This is a genomic window from Paenibacillus sp. SEL1, from assembly GCF_054602535.1.
The window spans coordinates 2,695,172-2,714,374 of the sequence record NZ_CM137723.1 but is presented as its reverse complement, the minus strand read 5'-3'; the positions used below and the strand labels follow the sequence as shown (position 1 = coordinate 2,714,374).

14 protein-coding genes are annotated in these 19,203 nt (G+C 46.1%); 8 read left to right on the top strand and 6 right to left on the bottom strand.

Annotated features, from left to right (window positions below):
• The first annotated feature begins 61 nt into the window (after positions 1-61).
• From ACYCSE_RS12405 to ACYCSE_RS12395, 3 genes are all read left to right on the top strand, one after another.
• Complete coding sequence (locus tag ACYCSE_RS12405) at positions 62-1,405, top strand: glycoside hydrolase family 30 protein (RefSeq protein ID WP_459702392.1); 1,344 nt, start codon at positions 62-64, stop codon at positions 1,403-1,405.
• Positions 1,406-1,568: 163 nt separating this feature from the next.
• A complete protein-coding gene (locus tag ACYCSE_RS12400) occupies positions 1,569-1,958 on the top strand; it encodes a winged helix-turn-helix transcriptional regulator (RefSeq protein ID WP_061831260.1) in 390 nt (129 codons plus the stop codon).
• A gap of 271 nt (positions 1,959-2,229) precedes the next feature.
• Positions 2,230-2,676, top strand: coding sequence for a hypothetical protein (locus tag ACYCSE_RS12395; protein WP_459702391.1), 447 nt, complete (start codon positions 2,230-2,232; stop codon positions 2,674-2,676).
• Between the two features lie 103 nt (positions 2,677-2,779).
• On the opposite strand, the gene ACYCSE_RS12390 is transcribed toward ACYCSE_RS12395, so the two are convergent.
• Complete coding sequence (locus ACYCSE_RS12390; protein WP_061831258.1) at positions 2,780-3,271, bottom strand: phenolic acid decarboxylase; 492 nt, start codon at positions 3,269-3,271, stop codon at positions 2,780-2,782.
• A gap of 167 nt (positions 3,272-3,438) precedes the next feature.
• Here ACYCSE_RS12390 and ACYCSE_RS12385 point away from each other — a divergent pair, with 167 nt between their 5' ends.
• Positions 3,439-3,987 (top strand): PadR family transcriptional regulator, encoded by a 549-nt coding sequence (locus ACYCSE_RS12385; RefSeq protein ID WP_459702390.1) that lies wholly within the window; start codon positions 3,439-3,441, stop codon positions 3,985-3,987.
• A 64-nt stretch (positions 3,988-4,051) separates the two neighbouring features.
• Here ACYCSE_RS12385 and ACYCSE_RS12380 read toward each other — a convergent pair whose 3' ends face one another.
• Genes ACYCSE_RS12380 through ACYCSE_RS12370 form a run of 3 tightly spaced genes read right to left on the bottom strand, consistent with a single transcriptional unit; the run spans position 4,052 to position 8,068 of the window.
• Positions 4,052-5,251: a Ger(x)C family spore germination protein gene (locus tag ACYCSE_RS12380; protein ID WP_459702389.1), complete on the bottom strand. Its 1,200-nt coding sequence runs from the start codon at positions 5,249-5,251 to the stop codon at positions 4,052-4,054.
• Entirely contained in the window at positions 5,248-6,342 is a 1,095-nt protein-coding gene (locus tag ACYCSE_RS12375) for a GerAB/ArcD/ProY family transporter (RefSeq protein ID WP_250259485.1), read from the bottom strand. Before ACYCSE_RS12375 ends, ACYCSE_RS12380 begins: the two co-directional genes overlap by 4 nt.
• Positions 6,343-6,367: 25 nt before the next feature.
• Positions 6,368-8,068, bottom strand: coding sequence for a spore germination protein (locus ACYCSE_RS12370; protein ID WP_061831254.1), 1,701 nt, complete (start codon positions 8,066-8,068; stop codon positions 6,368-6,370).
• Between the two features lie 238 nt (positions 8,069-8,306).
• Between ACYCSE_RS12370 and ACYCSE_RS12365 the strand changes: the two genes are divergently transcribed.
• The 3 genes from ACYCSE_RS12365 (at position 8,307) to ACYCSE_RS12355 (ending at position 14,301) form a co-directional block, all read left to right on the top strand.
• Positions 8,307-8,648 carry a phage tail protein gene (locus tag ACYCSE_RS12365; RefSeq protein ID WP_322172478.1) on the top strand — a complete coding sequence of 114 codons (342 nt, stop codon included), beginning with the start codon at positions 8,307-8,309 and terminating at the stop codon, positions 8,646-8,648.
• A 45-nt stretch (positions 8,649-8,693) separates the two neighbouring features.
• Positions 8,694-12,584 carry an immunoglobulin-like domain-containing protein gene (locus tag ACYCSE_RS12360; RefSeq protein WP_459702388.1) on the top strand — a complete coding sequence of 1,297 codons (3,891 nt, stop codon included), beginning with the start codon at positions 8,694-8,696 and terminating at the stop codon, positions 12,582-12,584.
• A gap of 232 nt (positions 12,585-12,816) precedes the next feature.
• The gene (locus ACYCSE_RS12355) at positions 12,817-14,301 is read left to right on the top strand and encodes an exosporium glycoprotein BclB-related protein (protein ID WP_459702387.1); all 1,485 of its coding nucleotides are present in this window, start codon (positions 12,817-12,819) and stop codon (positions 14,299-14,301) included.
• Positions 14,302-14,373: 72 nt separating this feature from the next.
• Here ACYCSE_RS12355 and nirD read toward each other — a convergent pair whose 3' ends face one another.
• Positions 14,374-14,703 carry a nitrite reductase small subunit NirD gene (gene nirD, locus ACYCSE_RS12350; RefSeq protein WP_250267393.1) on the bottom strand — a complete coding sequence of 110 codons (330 nt, stop codon included), beginning with the start codon at positions 14,701-14,703 and terminating at the stop codon, positions 14,374-14,376.
• Between the two features lie 39 nt (positions 14,704-14,742).
• Positions 14,743-17,172 carry a nitrite reductase large subunit NirB gene (nirB, locus tag ACYCSE_RS12345; protein ID WP_250267392.1) on the bottom strand — a complete coding sequence of 810 codons (2,430 nt, stop codon included), beginning with the start codon at positions 17,170-17,172 and terminating at the stop codon, positions 14,743-14,745.
• Between the two features lie 343 nt (positions 17,173-17,515).
• On the opposite strand from nirB, the gene ACYCSE_RS12340 reads away from it, so the two are divergent.
• The gene (locus tag ACYCSE_RS12340) at positions 17,516-19,195 is read left to right on the top strand and encodes a spore germination protein (RefSeq protein WP_459702386.1); all 1,680 of its coding nucleotides are present in this window, start codon (positions 17,516-17,518) and stop codon (positions 19,193-19,195) included.
• Positions 19,196-19,203: the final 8 nt, after the last annotated feature.

The following is a 19,203-nucleotide window of genomic DNA, read 5'->3' as shown; positions in this document are numbered from 1 at the left end:
CTCCTATGATCCTACCCTATAATAAGAAGAGATACAAAAAGCTTGAACAGGAGGGTAATACATGAGTAATCAAACCATTCAGTGGTTTTCCACTTCCAAAGCTAAAGCTTGGCAATCCCAAGCTCATCATTTGACCGATACTCAAGAGAGTGCCAATCTAATCTTTACGGGAGAAACACATCAGCTTGTCGAAGGATTTGGTGGCTGTTTTAATGAATTAGGTTATGTGGCCCTGAACCATTTGGAAAAAGACGAACGAGATCGGGTGCTTCATTCTCTCTTTCATCCAGCGGGCGAGCACAAATTTGCGATTTGCCGACTTCCTATTGGAGCGAGTGACTACGCGCTGGAGTGGTACAGCCACAATGAAACAGACGGTGACGTGGAGATGAAGCACTTTTCCATTGAGCGTGATCAGCAATATCTCATTCCTTTTATTCGGGAAGCGTTACAACTCAATCCGGAATTGAAGTTGTTCGCTTCACCCTGGAGCCCGCCGACATGGATGAAATCACCGAAAGCCTACAATTACGGCACGCTGCGCTGGGAAAAGGATATTTTGAAAGCGTATGCATTATACTTTGTCAAATTTGTTCAGGCTTATCGCGAGGCAGGTATTACGATCCATCAGATTCATGTTCAAAATGAAGTCATTGCCGATCAGAAGTTTCCTTCCTGTGTATGGACCGGAGAGCAGTTGTGTGAATTTATTCGCGACTATTTGGGTCCTGCTTTTGAGGAACACGGACTGGATACGGAAATTTGGCTGGGCACCATTAACGCACCCGATCCGTGGGAGGAATTAATGAAGAAGACTTCGACCGGATTCGATGAGTATGCCCATACCGTGTTGAGTGACCCCCAGGCATACAAATATATTAAAGGCGTAGGCTACCAGTGGGCAGGCAAAAATGCCATTCAGCGCACCGTTGCCAGTTATCCTGAGCTTCGTTACATGCAAACAGAAAATGAATGCGGGAACGGAGAAAACTCATGGGACTACGCCAAATATGTATATAATCTGTACCAGCACTACTTTACCAATGGCGTAAATGCTTATATTTACTGGAATATGGTTTTGGAACCGAAAGGCAAGAGTACATGGGGCTGGGAGCAAAATTCGATGATCACCGTTGATCCGGCGGATCGAAAACCAGTCCTGAATCCAGAATATTACGTCATGAAGCACTTTTCTCATTTTGTATTACCGGGTGCCCGACGCATCGGACTTCGTGGCTCATGGACTGGAAATGCAGTTGCTTTTCAAAATACAGACGGGCAAAGGGTGGTAGTTATCGCCAATCCGTTCAAGGAATCGCGTGTGCTGAATCTGTCTCTCGGTGAAACAACACACCGCTTGGAGCTGGAGCCGGAGTCCTTTAACACTATTGTGATTCCTTCTTAACGCCGCAGATTTCTGGACTCTTCCAGTTTTGCACACATCATTAGGTATCCCTGTCCGGTCTATAAGTGCCCAAGTATATGTATAGTTTCCAAAATGGATGTATATCCTTTTGCGTATAGTAGCTATAGATAGTATACTTGGAATAACTACGGACAGGAGGTCGATGAATATCACTACTGTAAAAGACCGGATTGATTTGAAGCTGATTAATTGTGATAAGGAATTGACTCTCGCGGTCATCGGTGGAAAATGGAAGCTGATTATTTTGTGGCATCTCGGTATGGAAGGCACCAAGCGGTTTGGTGAATTGAAGAAGCTAATCCCCCACATTACGCAAAAAATGCTGACCAACCAATTGCGTGAGCTGGAAGAAGATAAACTCATTCTGCGTAAAGTCTATCCTGTCGTTCCTCCACATGTGGAATATTCACTGACAGAGCATGGTGAAAGCCTGATTCCGGTACTGAGAGCAATGTACGATTGGGGATCAAACTATCGAGAGAATGTGATTTGGAAAGAAGAAGAGGAAATTCAGGACGTCACACCCGTGTGATCAGCAAAACAAGCATTTTTCGAAATGCTGAACTATATTTTTAGTAGAGACGACCCTGGGGAGATCTGGGGTTGTTTTTTTATGATATAAAGACGTTCCCTAAGATAACAAAAGAAATGGATGCAAGTATCCGTTTCCATTGGCATTAAAGCTCGTTTTTCGCTACATATCCTCATTTTACACTTGTATTTGTGATTTACATTACATCCTCTGTGACGTATGATTCTTCCATCCCTATTTACAGTGAATCCAAGAAGGAGGCCGTTCTAGCATGAGCATGACGCTTGCCCAGCCCACATCGTCCCAAGCGACCCAATTACGCATTGGTTCCATGGAAATGATTCAATATGACTATCGTCAATTTCCTGACTCAGAACCTTATCAACACCATTGCTGTGGCTTGCTTACTATGTCGTGTAACGGCGCTCAAGGCCTGGCGGAATATGAGCTGCCTGAAATTAAAGGCGCTTTTGACCTCGTCCGCTGGGCTTCCGTGTTTACCTCGCTCAAGGGTCTGTCCTTAACCGAGGCTGAGCAATATATTCAGCACCACGCTGATCACTGGGGACCTGATAAAACAGAGCTGGCTCTATCTGCCTTATCCGATCTGACTGCCCATGCGAACCTGCACATTCTCTCCCCAACAGCGACCATCCTCCCCTCTCGGATTAGTCGTTCTTATCTCATCGTGCATGGCCTAGTCTACTATTCATTCTAGATATCGTCCACAACTCCATTGTCAATCCACTTTCCAGTTCACGTAAAAAAGCCTGAGACTGTTTATCACAGGCCAGGCTTTTACACTTTCAGCACAGAGTTAATTACACTTGCAATTTACCTGCACGAATATCGTCTGTCATTCCTGCGTAAGGTGCTTGGGAAATTAATTGTTCGTTGTTCACACCCGCATTTTCGATGAATGTAATATCTGCAAATTCAGGAACCACATACTTCGGATACGTTTCATACTTTTCACGCGATTCCTCCATCAGCGGAATAAAATCGTTTTGATAGCGCACAGTGATTTCTGGATGCTCATGAACCCATTTAGGGAAGAAAATAATGCCGTGCATACGTTTTTCCTCAGGCATAAAATTCAGAGACACGTCAGTGCCTGTCGGTTCGGTCCACGATACTTTATACACGTTTTCCACCAGTTTCGCCAGATTGACCTTCTGATCACGTACCCAGCGGCCACCTACCATACCACTATGAATGCGATAATCGATCGTATCTTCATTTTTAATATATATTTCGTACTCCCAACCATTCTCATAGGTGTAGATCATGTGGCTGCCGATAAACTTGTCCATCTTGCATCCTTCTTTCCTAAATTATAAGTTTTTATGAATTGAATAGGAGACCAACGATAATAAATATTCAATTCAAAACATGTAATATTAAACATGTTTTTAAATACATATAAATTGTAGCACTATGGTATACTAGTGTCAAATAACGTTTGACAAGGAGAGCTACGTTGAAACGCACATTAAAATACGCCATTTTGGGCCTGGTTCATAAAGAGGAAATGAGCGGCTACGACATTACGAGTCAATTCAAGAAGGAAATCGGACAATTTTGGAGCGCCAAACACAGTCAGATTTATCCTGAGTTAAAAAGGCTGACCGAAGAGGAGCTTATTGAATATCGCACCTCCATTACAGGAGCCAAGCTGGAAAAGAAGCTGTACTGCATTACCCCCAAAGGAACCCAAGAACTGACCGAATGGCTTCTAAGTCCCAAAGAGTTACCAGAAACGGAAAAGGATGAGTTTATGCTCATGCTGTATTTCTCAGCAGCCATCCCCAAGGAAGAGAACAAGCGATTGTTCGAGGACCAGATAGCCAAACGTAAAGAGAAGCTGGAGTATCTGTACGAAAGTAAGAAATCCCTCCAACGGCTGGACGAGAACCTTCAAGCTCCCGGTTCTAATCAATTCGGGCATTATCTGGTGCTGAGCCGTGCCATTAATCGGGAAGAAAGCTATATTACGTGGCTGGAAGATACACTATCCCTGTTTGAATAGCCTAAAAAACCTTCAACACCACGTAGATTCGTGGTATTGAAGGTTTTTCTAAAATACATACAAACTAGTCTGCCGTCGTAATCGAAGAGCCGTAATCTTCAATATGGATATCTGTGCTAAAACGTACGGGAATGGTACTAAAAGTGGTATCCCAATCCTCTTTGACCTTACGCCAAACTTTAGGATGCTGAATCCTCAAGGCTTCTCCGAAACCTCCGACATCAGCCTGCAGCTTTTGCATTTTGGCTACAGTTTGTTCAGCTAATGAATTCACTTTCTCCTGAAAGATACTTTCTTCTTGTCCGAGCACAGCGTTGCTGCGCAAATTTTCTTTCTTGTTAAAAACCTCGGAAACGCGCCCCTCTGAGGTCATTTTTACTTGGAAGGAAATGTCGTCCCCCTGAACGATGGCCTTGATCCTGCTTTTCACTGCTTTGATCTCATAGGCTATATTTTTACCGGTTTGAGGATCGTTACCTTTCAACACGCCTCCAACCAATTGGCCCTTGATCCACATAAGACCCTCGACCTCTGATTCATTCAGAAAACCACCGTATGTTTGCGTCTTTCCTTTGATGATCCCCGCACCTGCGACCTTGATTTCATTCTCCGTCGAAATGACATTGGGTAATATAAAACTTCCCTTAGTCTTCATGGGCCCGACCACTTTAACCAAAGCCACGGGCTTTATCAACCGTGCGTTCCGTTTACGATTTTGGAAAATATCCTTTAAGATATAGGCAGGAATTTGACCAGGAGTTTTTTCCTGAAGCGCATTGCTCGCCTTGTCTGTACTAATCAGTAGCTGGACACTGAGCCGAATGTCATTATCCCCCAAGAAAAAGTCCAGCAGCTCGTACAACGGGATCTTGCGAAGCAGACTGGAGCTGATAATAATCGTTTTCAAATGTTGCCCAATGGGCGGTCGGTTGGTTCGCAATGAAATTTCTCTTAACATCTCAAAAACGGAATCCCCTGTTTCTGTAATATTAAAAAATTTTTTAGCTTGCGGTGAGGAGCTATTGGAACCGCCGCTTTCCTCTGGGATGATAAATTGAAAGGTTCCCGTAATTAACTCTTTTTTCGGATAATCTCCTCCTTTTTGATTAATTTGCTCTTCTTGTGAAGATTCTGTCGCTATATCCATAGCAATGCCTGTCTCCAGATTTAGATCCTCCACGGGAGAGCTGCTCCAGCAACCTGAAAGTGTACTGCATATTAGAAGAACCGCTATTCCGAGTATTCCTGAACGGAACTTCATCATGACCCCACACCCCTCCAGCGAGAAATAAGCAGCAGTGGCAGTGGAAGTAGAGCAAATAAAACGAATGCTGCATTCCCGATGATCGTTCCAAAAGAAAATAACTCATTCAAATTTTTGGGTATTTGCGACAGGACGTAGATGATCGGGAGCAAAATAAACAACACCTTGGAATAAGAGCTATTCAAAATTTGAGAAACTCCGAGCGAAGCGCAATAAAAAGCTATGCTGAATGTAGCAAAAATTTGCATGATCCAAATGGTCAACAATAAAGATTCGAACCGTTCCAATAACAGATACTCCACTTCAAAACTGCGGGCCAAATCTAAAAAAGGCCAGGTTCTGCTCATAACCCCTTCCACCGAAAAGGCACCAATGCATAAGATCAGTGTAGCTATATAAAAAATGGTCGAGATCCCGATCGCCAGTCCGATTGCCTTGGTTGCTTTCTCCGGCTTTTCCATCCGACAAAGAATAAACAGCAAGCACTCTGTCCCTGTTAAGGTTAGGGTTGTAGTCTTGAGAGCTTTAAGCACTGGCATCACACCCTCGGACAAAACAGGACGCAAATTATTCAATTCGAAAATATTCAAACTCAGCAAGCATATTAACAAAAAGATAGACGCCGTAATCGGGAATATAAATTGGCATATTTTACCCAACGTACCTATCCCCCCTAAGCAAAGATACAGAGATATCCACATAAAAGGTGCTGAAATAGCCCACGCTGGAGTTCCTTCAAGCAAAAAGAACGACGTTACTTCCTCCACAGATCGGATTTCATATGCAGCTATACAAATAAAATAGATGACGAACAACATGCCCATCACCTTGCCGATGGCTTTGCCGGTTATCCGCTGAACATACTGGTAAAAGGTGCTTTCTGGAAAACGTGAACTTAGTTTGACTATAATCCATCCGAACAGGAAAGTGGCAGCCCCTGCTAAAATGACAGACATCCATACATCCGGTGTTTTTGCAGTTTCAACGGCTACTCTGGGAAGAGTAAGCAGCCCGGCAGCCAGCATAAAGCAAAGCACAATTGCCGTCGTCTGTAGCGTTGTAATTTTATCCATTTTTTTCCCACGGGCCATCTTGCTCCCTCCTGTGTTGTTGAACTCATCCTTGTCGCTTAGGGTCCTTATGCTTCAATAGAATGGGTCTGTTTTTCATAAATTGTAGCGGTGCTCGCAAGAAGTAATCTTTCCAGTCCTTCAATGAACGGGGGGTCGTTAAACTAAGATATGGCACGCCGAAACTGTGTAATTTAGCCATATGAATGCTCAACATCAGGAAAAACATGATCACTCCATATAAACCAAAGATAGACGCCGTGAACATGGCCCCAAAACGAAGAATACGCATAGAGATCCCTGCGCTGTACACAGGGGAGGCAAAGGAAGAAATTGCCGTGACTGCTACCACAATAACAAGAATCGGACTTACAATCCCGGCGTCAACAGCGGCCTGTCCAATGATCAGACCGCCGACGATGCCCATCGCTGGACCGATGGGTTTGGGCAGCCGTAGTCCTGCCTCGCGTAAAATTTCGATGGAAATTTCCATAATTAGGGCCTCAATCAGCGTCGAAAACGGAACCCCCTGTCTCGCACTGATAATGGAAATGACCAGCTTGGTTGGAATCAGTCCGGGATGAAACGAGATAAAGGAGATATAGAGCGCCGGGGCGAACAGAGATATCGTAGTTGCCATAAAACGAAGAAATCGAATAAGCGACCCCGGTATCCATCGTTCATAGTAATCTTCGGGAGACTGAAGCATCATCCCGTACGTCACAGGCATAAGGAGCGCAAAAGGTGTACCATCCAGCAGAATCGCCACACGTCCCTCCAGCAATGCAGCCATGACCCGATCCGGTCTCTCCGTATTTTGAATTTGCAGAAAGGGACTAAGAAAATTATCCTCAATAAGCTGTTCCACATAGCCCGACTCCAACACCTCATCCATATCAATGGTTTTGACCCGCCGCTTCACCTCGTCCACAAGCTCCGGGTCGGCAATGTCTCTGAAATACACCACCATTAGCTGCTTTTCCACTCTTTTGCCCACTTTGAAGGACGACATGGCCAGTTCTGTACTTTCTCCATGCCTGCGCAGCATTGCCGTATTGTCGCTAAGGGTCTCGGTAAAACCAACTCGCGGTCCCCGCAGCACCGATTCCGATATGGGGTCTTCCACCCCTCGTGTGCTCCCTTTGGGTGTGCCCAGCACAAAAGCACCCGGTATGCCCTGAATCATGAGTATGACTGAACCGAACAGCACCTTTTGCAAGGAGAACTGCACCTCTAACGTATACTGAGTCTCCGATACCAGCATGACCTGGCGAATAAACATATCCCGAAGCTCTTTTCCTCTCGGAAGATCCTCCCCGCCTTGTCCGGAGCTGCCCCAATCCATCAGCGGCTTTAGTATGTTCTGATCCATGCCAACCTTGTCTGTTAATCCATCCACAAAAAAAAGTGTGCCTACAGCGTTCAATTTTTCCAGAAAAATGGATCGTTCGTTCACGTCCGACATATCCGTGACGGCTTGTCTGATTTTTGCTACATTGGCTTCATAATCTTCGGTAAAGGTTCCCTTTTCCTTCTCAGCCTCACTTACAGACGGATCATGATCTGCATGCTGCGAACGGTCTTCTTCTTCTAAAAGCTTTAATCGTTCCATACGTCTGCTCTCTCGACCATCCATCGCTCTGATTTGTCGTACCGTCAGAAAAATAATCAAAGGTACGATGGATAAAAAGAAGGCTTCCATCCACACGTTCCATTTGGGCATATGAGTTCCGATGACCTGCCACACACTCTTTCCTCCTTCACTTCCAGATGATTTGTATATAGATTTACCTGGATTAGAAAAAAGATGCATGGACAATGGAATAAATTTCTTTACTCACAAAAGGAATAAAAAGGTGAATTTGATAGATGAACTGTAGTGCCAAAAGTGGAATTCCATGATAATATCTATTCATTCTATGACTAATGTCACAAATTTGTTGAATTCGTGGGCCATTATTCGAATCTAAAAAGGAGTTGTAGGTATGAAGAAGCATTTTTGGAAGAAAGCCGCTGTGTTGAGTTTGTTAGCGGTCATTTTGTTAGGGGGAACGGCGATCAGTCCCAAACAGGCTCAAGCATCGACCGAACCTTATCTTGGGGAAATTACGATGTATCCTTACACGTTCGCTCCCAATGGATGGCTAAAGTGTGAAGGTCAGCTCTTATCTATTTCGCAAAATACAGCACTCTTCAGTCTATTGGGTAATAATTTCGGGGGGAATGGAACAACCACATTTGCATTGCCTGATTTGCGTGGAGCCTCTCCGATGCCGAATGTAGATTACTACATTGCAACCATAGGAGAATTCCCGTCCCGTCCATAATGAAATGTTCAATGGTGTGCTACTTAATGAAGAAGAGGTGATGGCGTGCTCGAAGGCAATAACTTCACACGCAACAATTTTAAACCCTATCGCTTGCTGGTTCCATTGCTGCCATTCATCGGCGGTGCGTTCCTGCTGATAGGGACGAATGAGGTTCACGCTGCCAGTTGGGAAAATGTGGTACTTAACAAACCAGCCACATCCAGTGGCTATAGCCAGCCCTATGATCCCTCCAGAGCTGTGGATGGGTCAATCGGACCGACAAGCCGCTGGTATCAAGCCAGTAACGGTGAGAAATGGATTCAGGTAGATCTGAGAGACTGGTATATCGTAGATCGATACGTTGTTACAGGTATGGGTGTCCATTATGGGTGGCATGATCAACGTGATCCATACAGTTTCCGATTGCAAACAAGCAGCAACGGAAGTAATTGGGTGACTGTAGATACCGTCCAGAATAATGGGAGCTCTAATGTTGAAAAGAGTATTACTCCTGTAACTACACGATACTTGCGAGTATATATTGATCAAGGAAATGCGAGAAACAATCAATGGGCTTCCATCATGGAATTCGCAGCTTATGGCGAGCGATTGCCCGTTCCGCAGGCTCCGGGTCATTTTACAGGAACCAAAAATGGAAATACAGTGGAGTTAAGCTGGGATGCTGTTCCTTATGCAACTTCATACAAAGTCATACGAGATAGTGTAACGCTTTATTCAGGTAACTTAACTCAATTCATAGATACTTCAGCATTGCCGCCAGGTGAAGCAATTTACACGGTTCAGGCCGTGAATGCTAAGGGGGAGAGCACTCCCTCCGAGGTTAAAGTGAACATACTTTCCGATGCCGAGAGAGTTGCACAGGCAAAAGCTGCTCTTGCATTAGGCTTCGCACCTGGAGATACAGCTGATTCCGTATCCCAAAAGCTGACGCTGCCACTCGCTGGGTTGAATGATACGACGGTGAGCTGGAGTTCGGATACTCCTGACATCATTACGAACGAGGGGGCTGTCACACGCCCGCAGTATGATCTGGGTGACCGAAAAGTAAAACTGACAGCAACGATTGCGAAGGGAAGCGCCTCAGATACCCAAACTTTTGAGGTTACCGTAGCGAAGATCACTGCTCAAGATACATTAAATCAAGCAGCAGACACCCTCTCGCTTGGCGATTTGTCTGCGCTAACAGAAAATATTTCTCTCCCTTTATCCGGTTATGGCGGAGCGCAGATCGAATGGTCCTCGTCCAAACCTCTTGTCATTGCAGCAGATGGAACACTCACCAGACCCTCCTATAACAGTGGAGATACGGATGTTACCCTAACGGCTACCCTGCAACTTGCAGGCTTAACGAAAACAAAGGATTTTACTGCACACGTACTCCGTCTGCCGATGAGCGACACTGAAGCCGTAGACGCAGCATACAAAGCACTTGAACTGCCGATAACGACAGTAACGGGAGACGTATATTTGCCAAAAGATGCTCTGAATGGTGTTCAGGTGTCATGGTCATCGAATCAACCCCAGTTCTTGGATCATACTGGGCATGTAACCTTCCCAAGCTATGTACAGGGCGATCAGACCATCACGCTGGAAGCAGTTGTATCACGAGGCGCGGTTGAGCTACGAAAAACATTTAGTCTGCTCGTGCCCGCACTGCCTGTAAGCGCTGATGAAGCCATAAATTTGGCAGCAAATACACTGAATCTAGATTATCCGCAAGGGATTAAGGATTCCATCGCTCTGCCTCGTACAGGAGCATTTGACACCCAGATCGACTGGTCTTCGGATCAACCAGATATCCTCAGCAACAGCGGTCAGGTGAATCGGCCTAAATATACAGATGGTGATGTGAATGTACAATTAATGGCCATTATTTCTAAAGGTGCAGCTTCTGTACAAAGAACATTCACGATCACCGTGCTGAAGGCATTACCGAATACACCTTACGTACGACTAAACGGTAGTAATCCAATTGTTCTGGAAACCGGCGATAGCTTCACTGATCCAGGAGCCAGTGTACTGGACAGCGTATACGGCAATATCCTGATCCCTGAGCTTTCAGGTAGCGGGAATGTCGATACAAATGTACCTGGCGTATACGTATTGAACTATGCTTATAGCGACAATGGGAGCTGGACGGCAGAACCAGCAGAACGCCGTATAAACGTGCTGCCTCGTGCTGTTACAGCCGCAGCAGGCACTGAGGATATAGCCTCAGTGATCGTTACAGGCGCCTTACCAAGCGCACGGCTTGAGCTGTACAATGCCCAGCAGGAGCTTATAGCGGAAGGAATTTCTTCGGGAGAGGGAAGATATACATTTACACCTGTTCCTGAAGGAGCCAGCTACTATGTGCTGCAGAACGTAAATGGCATGAAGAGTGCTCCGTCAGGGCTAGTGTATCCGCAAGGGTTAACCGCGCAGCGCATTGCGGATTCCATCACAAGCATAGCAGCTCCTACAACAAGTGATACACTGCTCAGGTTGCCTGTTGTACCTGATGGTTTCCGTGTGACCATCAGCAGCAGTAGCCAGCCAGACATCGTGCGTACAGACGGAACTATTATTCAAGCAGATACTCCTTCCGTTGTAACTATCATGCTGGATGTTATGAGGGTAAGCGATGGTTCTCATGCTTTGACGCAAGCCATAGAAGTCACCGTCCCTGCCAAGGTAATTGCGAACACAAACAAATCTAAAAAAGATAAGAATGAGGATGTATCTGCTTTCGTACCACAGATCGGATTTTCCGAACAAGGGAAAGAGTTCTCTCTCTTTGTTCCTTCGCCGGCATTCCTGGATGAGCAGATACAGCAAGCAATTCGCGAAGGCAAAACATACGCAGACATTCGTTTGGAGCAGGAGAAGCAACTGAGTCGTGTTATCCTTTCTCATTCTTTACTGAATAAATGGGATAAGATTGGTGCATCGGTAATATCCCGATATGGAGCACTGATGATATCCAGTGACACCTTAACCAGCATGGCCTCAGGCCGGCAGGATGTTACATTGTCATTCCAGCAGGCAGATGTACAACGTGCACAGCAGATCCGTGACTGGGCCGAGCAACAATCCAGCCTGACGCTGATGGGTCCGGTTACAGACATCAAAGCCAATGTGACTGGAACCTCGTCGATCATTCTACCGCTGGATAACGAATCCTTAGGTGAGTTACACAATACAGAGCCCCAGTTCTCCATTCTTGTTATTCATGAGAATGGTGAGCGTGAGATTCTAAAAGGGACTGCTGTAATGGATTCAAAAGGGATGTTGTCGGGTGTGAGTCTGAATACGACCGGGTTAGGTACCTTTGCCGTCGCCACAGACGCAAAGACTCAAACCAATAATGCCAGTGTGCAAAATGACCCAAGCAATTCGTCAGATTCGCAAGGGCTAGCTCAGGTATGGCCGGATGTACAAGGCCATTGGGCAGCGAAGTCCCTGCAATCTCTTGCAGACAAAGGCTGGATACAAGGCTATAAAGACGGAAACATACGCCCTGATCGCGCTGTAAGCCGTGCAGAATTTGTAGCCATACTGACCAGAGCATTGGGAACTGCTGGAGATGAGAGCCCTTCTACCTCATTTACAGATATGCAGGGACACTGGGCTGGATCAGCCGTGGATTTTGCTCACCGTCAGGGATGGATTCAAGGGCTAACCGCTCAAACTTTCGCACCTGATGAGAGTCTTACCCGTGAACAGGCGATGGTGATCCTGTCACACGCGATGCAGAATCAGACATCCATTTCCAGCACTGCCGCACTGCAATCCTACAAGGATGAGCAGCAGATTGCAGCATGGGCCTCCGCAGCATTCCAGAATGCAGTATCCTCCGGTTGGATCAGCGGTTATCCAGATGGAACACTCAAGCCAAAAGCGGCTATCAGCAGAGGTGAGATGGCTGAACTGCTGGTACGTATTCTTAAATAAGACTTTTTAAGCTTCATAGATCAGATGAGTATACGCACATACAACGCGGCCTCCATGCTTTTTGGGGGCCGGTTTTTTTTATGTATATTTTATGTACAAGCCTTTAACAATCATTTTTGCTTGTATATTCACCCTTTTCGCTTCAGTAAATATATTATGAATATCTGCGAAGCGGGGCGATGAACCACCTGTCACCTCTACAGTAGGAAGAATGAGGAGGAGATATTTGAGCATGAAACATAAAAAACCGTTCAGGTTCAGTGGTGCTTCAAAAAAAGACGAAGACTGTAAACCAACAAGAGTAAATAGAAGTATCGAAGATCTTCTCAGACTGATTAATGAATTGACCGCGATCATCCCCATCGTATTCGCAAACCCCTCTACGGCTAATGTATCTTCCTTGCAACAGATTTTAAGACGTTTGTTGTCTCTGGCGAAAAGCTTAAGACTTAGAGGCGGGGTTAAGGCAGACCTACTGGCAGCGCTGGAGCTTGCTATTGTTGCGTTAGAAGCTACACCCTTCTCCCCGATCGGTGTAGGTACTGCACTGCAACAATTGCTGGATGCCCTATTGTCCATCGTTTTACAAGAACCCCTCGATCCTGCTCTTAAAGACAGCTTAATCAGCGCGATCAGAATCGCTGGAACGACGGTTAGCAACGTATTAGGAGAAACATACTTGTCAGGGGAGCCAGGTGCACAAGGACCTCCTGGACCTGTGGGACCCGGCGGTGCGCCTGGACCCGCAGGTGGACCTGGCCCACAAGGGCCTCCCGGGCCTCCTGGACCTGCGGGACCCGGCGGTGCGCCTGGACCAGTAGGTGGACCAGGCCCACAAGGGCCTCCCGGGCCTGCGGGGCCTGCCGGACCAGTTGGAGCGACTGGACCTATTGGCGCCGCCGGGCCTATCGGGGCCGCTGGACCGGAAGGCCCTGCCGGACCCGTCGGCGCTACGGGTGCTGCGGGACCTGCCGGGGGTGTGACAGGCGCCACGGGCGCTACGGGCGCTACGGGCGCGGATGGATTGATCGGGCCAGCCGGGGTCACAGGACCGACCGGGGCTGATGGGCTCCCGGGCGCGGTTGGCGCCGTCGGACCTGCTGGGGTCACAGGGCCGACCGGAGCTGATGGGCTGCCGGGCGCGGCTGGTGCTACCGGAGCCACGGGCACGGCTGGTGTTACTGGAGCGACCGGTTCGGGAGCCATCATTCCGTTTGCTTCGGGCGGACCTGCTATCCTGACAACCGTTCTTGGCGGGGTGGTAGGAACCACCAGTTTGATCGGCTTTGGAAGCTCAGCAACAGGGATTAGCCTTGTAGGCGGGGCCATTGACCTGACAGGTACACTTGTAGGACCTCTGATCAACTTTGCTTTTTCCGTACCACGGGATGGCGTAATTACATCTATTGCTGGTTACTTCAGTACAACAGCTGCGTTAACTCTCGTGGGTTCAACTGCGACGATTACTGCCCAGTTGTTTAGTTCCCCAACACCTAATAATACCTTCACAGCAGTTCCCGGAGCTATCGTTACATTGGCCCCTCCACTGGCTGGCATTATTGCTTTGGGAACGATCTCTAGCGGTATTACTACTGGGTTGGCTATACCGGTAACCGCACAGACTCGTCTGCTCCTTGTCTTCTCTGCAACAGCTACGGGACTTTCCCTCGTAAACACTATCGTAGGTTATGCAAGTGCAGGAGTTACCATTACCTGATCCAAAACGAAAAAAGGGCCCAACAGGATTGTTCCTGTCAAGCCCTTTTTTATTTGTATTCCATCAGACGAACTAAACCGTTTCGAGTGATACTTTTACTTCTTCTCCCTCTTCACAAACGGCGAATGTTTTAACTTGTCCGTGATCAGGCTCTTGAACGATGCCTGTCTGCAGATCAATTTTCCAGTCATATAAAGGATCATAAATATAATGACCAGATACTATCGCCTCTGTAAGAGGGCCTCTTTTGGGATGAGGATTGATATTTTCAACGGCATAAAGCTCATTCTCCGAAGTGCGGAAAACAGCAATTTCAGCACCTTTGATATGGATGGTACGCCCTATTCTGATCGGAAAATCCTTACTGTGACCGACGACAAGCCATTCGGCATTTTTGATCATTTGCTTGATCGCTCCCTTCCTCAGGCATTTTAGATACAATTACACAATAGACGGAGTGACAACCTCAAATAGATTTTTGCGTGTATCCTCATCATTGATGATCTTTTTCCACGGGTCTTCCACCTGTTGTAGTGCAAATTCGATGCGTTCTACTAAAGCTTGTCGATGATCTGTATCCTGAACGACAGCCTTCTGAATCTCTTCCAGACCGATCCGTTCCACCCACTCCGACGTGCGCTCCAGGTATTGTCCTGTTTCCCGGTAGAGTTGCATTACGCTACCTACAATATCAATCAACTCGGCATCGGTTTTCACTTTACAGAGTGAATCAGCCAACCGTGCTTTAATACCGCCATTACCACCGATAAAGATCTCCCAGCCCCCATCATTACCTACGATTCCGATATCTTTAGTACATGATTCCGCACAGTTGCGTGGACATCCATTAACTGCTAATTTGAATTTTGCTGGGAAATCCAGTCGTTCGAATTTTCGTTCCAACACTTCTCCCATTCCCATCGAGTCCTGTGTGCCAAACCGGCAAAATTGCGATCCAACACAGGTTTTAACCGTACGAAGTGACTTCGCGTAGGCATATCCCGACGGCATATCGAGTTCTTCCCATACTTTAGGCAGATCCTCTTTACGGACACCAATCAAATCCAACCGCTGTCCTCCTGTTACTTTAACGACCTTAACGTTGTATTTAAGAGAAACATCTGCTATCTTCTTCAAATCTTCTGGGGTCGTTACACCGCCGTACATTCTAGGAACAACTGTAAACGTTCCATCCTTTTGAATGTTTGCGTGCAATCGCTCATTTACAAAACGGGAATCTCCCTCATTTTCATAGGTATCCGGGTTAATCATTCCCAAATAGTAATTCAGCGCCGGGCGGCATTTGGAGCATCCTTCATCATTATGCCAACCCAGTACATTCATAACTTCACGCGTTGTTGTCAGCCCTTTGGTTTTGATCGCTTCCACAATCTCGTCCCGACTCAATGATGTGCAACCACATATTCCTTGCTTGGCTGACGTCTTGAAGCTGTCTCCAAGAACATATTGTAAAATTTGCTCAACGACAGGCTTACATCCTCCACAGGAACGCGTTGCTCCGGTGCATGCCTTAATTTCATCGACTGTGGTCAGTCCATTATCATTAATTGCATCCACAATCGCCTTTTTAGTCACACCGTTACAGCCGCAGACAATTTCATCATCCGCCATCGTTTCAGCGGATAATGTTTTCGCCCCGTGATTGCTACATCCAGTACCCATGATCTGTCCATATATCTCATCTGTCATCTGCGTTTGCTGACGTACATATTTTTGAAGACTAGCAGATTCGCTCACATCACCAAACAGTACAGTTCCAACAATCTTATTTTCACGAAGCAGCACTTTTTTGTATGTGCGCTTCCACTCATCCTTTGCAACAATCACCGTATGTTCAGGCTGAGTTATGAATTCGCCAGCTGAGAAAACATCCACCCCTGAAATTTTGAGCTTGGTAGAAACCACCGATCCCATATAACCTTCAGTTTCCGCGCCTGCCAAATGTTTGGCAATGACACTTCCCTGCTCAAACAGCGGAGCTACCAGACCATAACAGATTCCGCGGTGTTCAACACATTCCCCTACAGCATATACATCCGGCACGGAGGTTCTCATCAAATCATCGACTACAATACCACGGTTCGTTTCCATACCACTTTGCACAGCCACCTGAATATTAGGTTTGATCCCGACGGCCATAACGACCAAATCCGCTTCTAGCTCGCTTCCGTCTGAGAACCGCAGCCCTTGTACCCGATCTTGACCATACACCTCCGCAGTTTGCATTTGCATAGCAAACTTGATTCCCTGGCGTTCTAGTTCTGCTTTCAGCATCGCAGAGGCTTCCCGGTCCAGCTGGCGTTCCATCAAATCCTCCATTAAATGAACGACCGTAACATCCATTCCCAGGTTGACCAAGCCTTTAGCTGCTTCCAGCCCTAACAGACCTCCACCAATGACAGCTGCCTTTTTAAAGGTCTTCGCTGCCTCAAGCATTGCCGAGCAATCGGCGATATCTCGGAAACCGATGACACCCGGTAATTCCTTACCCGGAATAGGCAGAATAAATGATTGTGAGCCCGTAGCTACCAAAGCTACATCGTAATCAATTTCCAGTCCGTCTTCGGTGTGAATCTTCTTGTTCTCACCGTCGATGCTTTTCACCATTTTTCCTGTATATAAAGTAATCCCTTGATCCGCATACCATTGCAAATCGTTCAGTATGATATCATCAATCGTTTTACTGCCTTCCAGTACATAAGAGAGCATGATCCTGTTATAGTTCGGATGCGGCTCATTTCCCAGGACCGTAATTTCATACTTATCTGTTAATTTTAAAATTTGTTCGACCGTATTGATACCAGCCATCCCGTTCCCTATAACCACAAGTTTCTGTTTACTGTTTATCATATACCGGTTCCTCCATTCATTCGACGATACTCCCTATCCGACGACATCTCCTACGTTCCTATGAATATTGCTTATGCTTCTATTCTAGTACAGCAGACAGAGCTATATGTGATCACAGTCACAATGTAGTTCAAATTAAGAATATTTAGGGATTTCCCTATTCCGTTTCAAGGGATAAAGGTAAGGCCATAAATCAAACTTCATAAATACTAAATACATCACTTGCTCAATTCATCGAACGAATCTTTCCATTTCATGTGTAAATACAACCTTTATAAGGAATACTTTAGGAACAACTTGTATCTTAAGGAAACATGAATTGAATCGTATGGAGGTGATCATCATGTGGTCTAAAATAATTTCTTATATTCCAAGCTGGATTACACTCTTTCAAGCAGGCCTCGCGTTGGTTATTCCTTTAGGAATTTATTATATAAACACATCGATTTATTCGTTTGTCGGCAGTAAGGGGGCAAAATCCAAACATTCTTCTGATCGTCCGCTTTCCGACGAACATAACGAAGACGATGCTGATCAACAGCATGAACCAAGCTCCAAAATTACAGGGAATTATGATTCCGACTTAAAGTCGATCCGAGAGGCTATAGGCGAAAATAGTGATGTGCATTTTCGTGAGTTTGTAGTAAAGAAATATCGTGCTCGGTCCGTGTTAGTCTTCATAGAAGGTATGCAGGATGAAAAACTTATGAGCAAGCAGGTATTGGAGGTCTTGATGTACGAGGGCCAGCAGGACCCACAGGAACAGCAAGAAAGTATAAGTAACTCCTTTATAAAAGAAAACTTGATGCCACTTACGCAAATTAGTGAAGTTGCTGATATGGAGGACCTGCAGGAGTCTATACTTTTAGGCCATACTGCCTTATTAATTGAAGGAATGAAGGGAGCACTCCTGGTGGGCTCGCCCAATGGCGCCATTCGCTCCGTCAATGAACCAACCTCTGAAGCATTACTTCGGGGTCCCCGCATTGGTTTTACGGAGGTATTAAGTGAAAATACTTCGATGCTTCGACGCCAAGGCTTAAACAAAAGTCTGGAAATGAAGAAATTTCAAGTGGGAAGCCGAATCAAAAAAGATCTGGTTGTCGCGTATATAAAGGATATTGTGAATCCAGATCTCCTCGAAGAAGTAACCCGCAGAATTTCAAAGATAGACATGGATTTTTTGGCTGAATCCGGTTATGTGGAACAACTTATTGAAGACAATTATTTAAGTCCGTTCCAGCAGGCTCACAACACAGAGCGTCCCGACCGTGTCATTAATGCTTTGTTGGAAGGAAGAATAGCTATTTTGCTGGATGGGACTCCCTTTGCACTTATTGTTCCGGTGACCTTCAGCATGCTTCTTCAATCACCTGAAGACTATTATGAGCGCTGGATTCCAGGAACACTTTTACGGCTGTTGCGTTTTAGCGGGGCTTTTATAGCGCTTATGGGGCCTGCTTTGTACATCTCTTTTATATCGTTTCATCCCGGTTTGATTCCGACCAAGCTGGTCATTAGCATCATCGAAACCCGTCAAGGCGTCCCCTTCCCATCCGTCATTGAGGTTATGATTTTAGAAATCTCTATCGAAATCCTACGGGAAGCCGGCATTCGCTTGCCCAAACCCATTGGTCCTGCGATGGGTATTGTGGGAGGCTTGGTCATCGGTGACGCTGCTGTAAATGCAGGCATCGTTAGCCCCTTCCTGGTAATTGTGGTTGCGGTTACTGCCATTTCTTCGTTTTCGATACCGACATACAGTGCGGGCATTACCTTGCGTCTTTTGCGTTTCGCCGGCATGCTCTTTGCAGCCATCCTGGGCATGTTCGGAACTATATTGTTCTTTCTGTTAATTTGTATCCATCTGACGAAATTAAAAAGCTTTGGCGTACCGTATGTAACGCCCTTTTCCCCTATGCGCCTAAGCGATTGGAAGGATATGTATATTCGAGCTCCTATATCTATGATGAAAAAAAGACCTCTTATGATGAAAACTCAGCAAACCAAACGTAGGCCATGATGCCAAGA

Bases quoted from the DNA above. Each gene is read 5' to 3' on its own strand.
- ACYCSE_RS12395 (WP_459702391.1), top strand. From the start codon at position 2,230: ATGAGCATGACGCTTGCCCAGCCCACATCGTCCCAAGCGACCCAATTA.
- nirD (WP_250267393.1), bottom strand. From the start codon at position 14,703: ATGATCAAAAATGCCGAATGGCTTGTCGTCGGTCACAGTAAGGATTTT.
- ACYCSE_RS12380 (WP_459702389.1), bottom strand. From the start codon at position 5,251: ATGATGAAGTTCCGTTCAGGAATACTCGGAATAGCGGTTCTTCTAATA.
- ACYCSE_RS12365 (WP_322172478.1), top strand. From the start codon at position 8,307: ATGAAGAAGCATTTTTGGAAGAAAGCCGCTGTGTTGAGTTTGTTAGCG.
- nirB (WP_250267392.1), bottom strand. From the start codon at position 17,172: ATGATAAACAGTAAACAGAAACTTGTGGTTATAGGGAACGGGATGGCT.
- ACYCSE_RS12355 (WP_459702387.1), top strand. From the start codon at position 12,817: ATGAAACATAAAAAACCGTTCAGGTTCAGTGGTGCTTCAAAAAAAGAC.
- ACYCSE_RS12405 (WP_459702392.1), top strand. From the start codon at position 62: ATGAGTAATCAAACCATTCAGTGGTTTTCCACTTCCAAAGCTAAAGCT.
- ACYCSE_RS12390 (WP_061831258.1), bottom strand. From the start codon at position 3,271: ATGGACAAGTTTATCGGCAGCCACATGATCTACACCTATGAGAATGGT.
- ACYCSE_RS12340 (WP_459702386.1), top strand. From the start codon at position 17,516: ATGTGGTCTAAAATAATTTCTTATATTCCAAGCTGGATTACACTCTTT.
- ACYCSE_RS12375 (WP_250259485.1), bottom strand. From the start codon at position 6,342: ATGGCCCGTGGGAAAAAAATGGATAAAATTACAACGCTACAGACGACG.
- ACYCSE_RS12400 (WP_061831260.1), top strand. From the start codon at position 1,569: ATGAATATCACTACTGTAAAAGACCGGATTGATTTGAAGCTGATTAAT.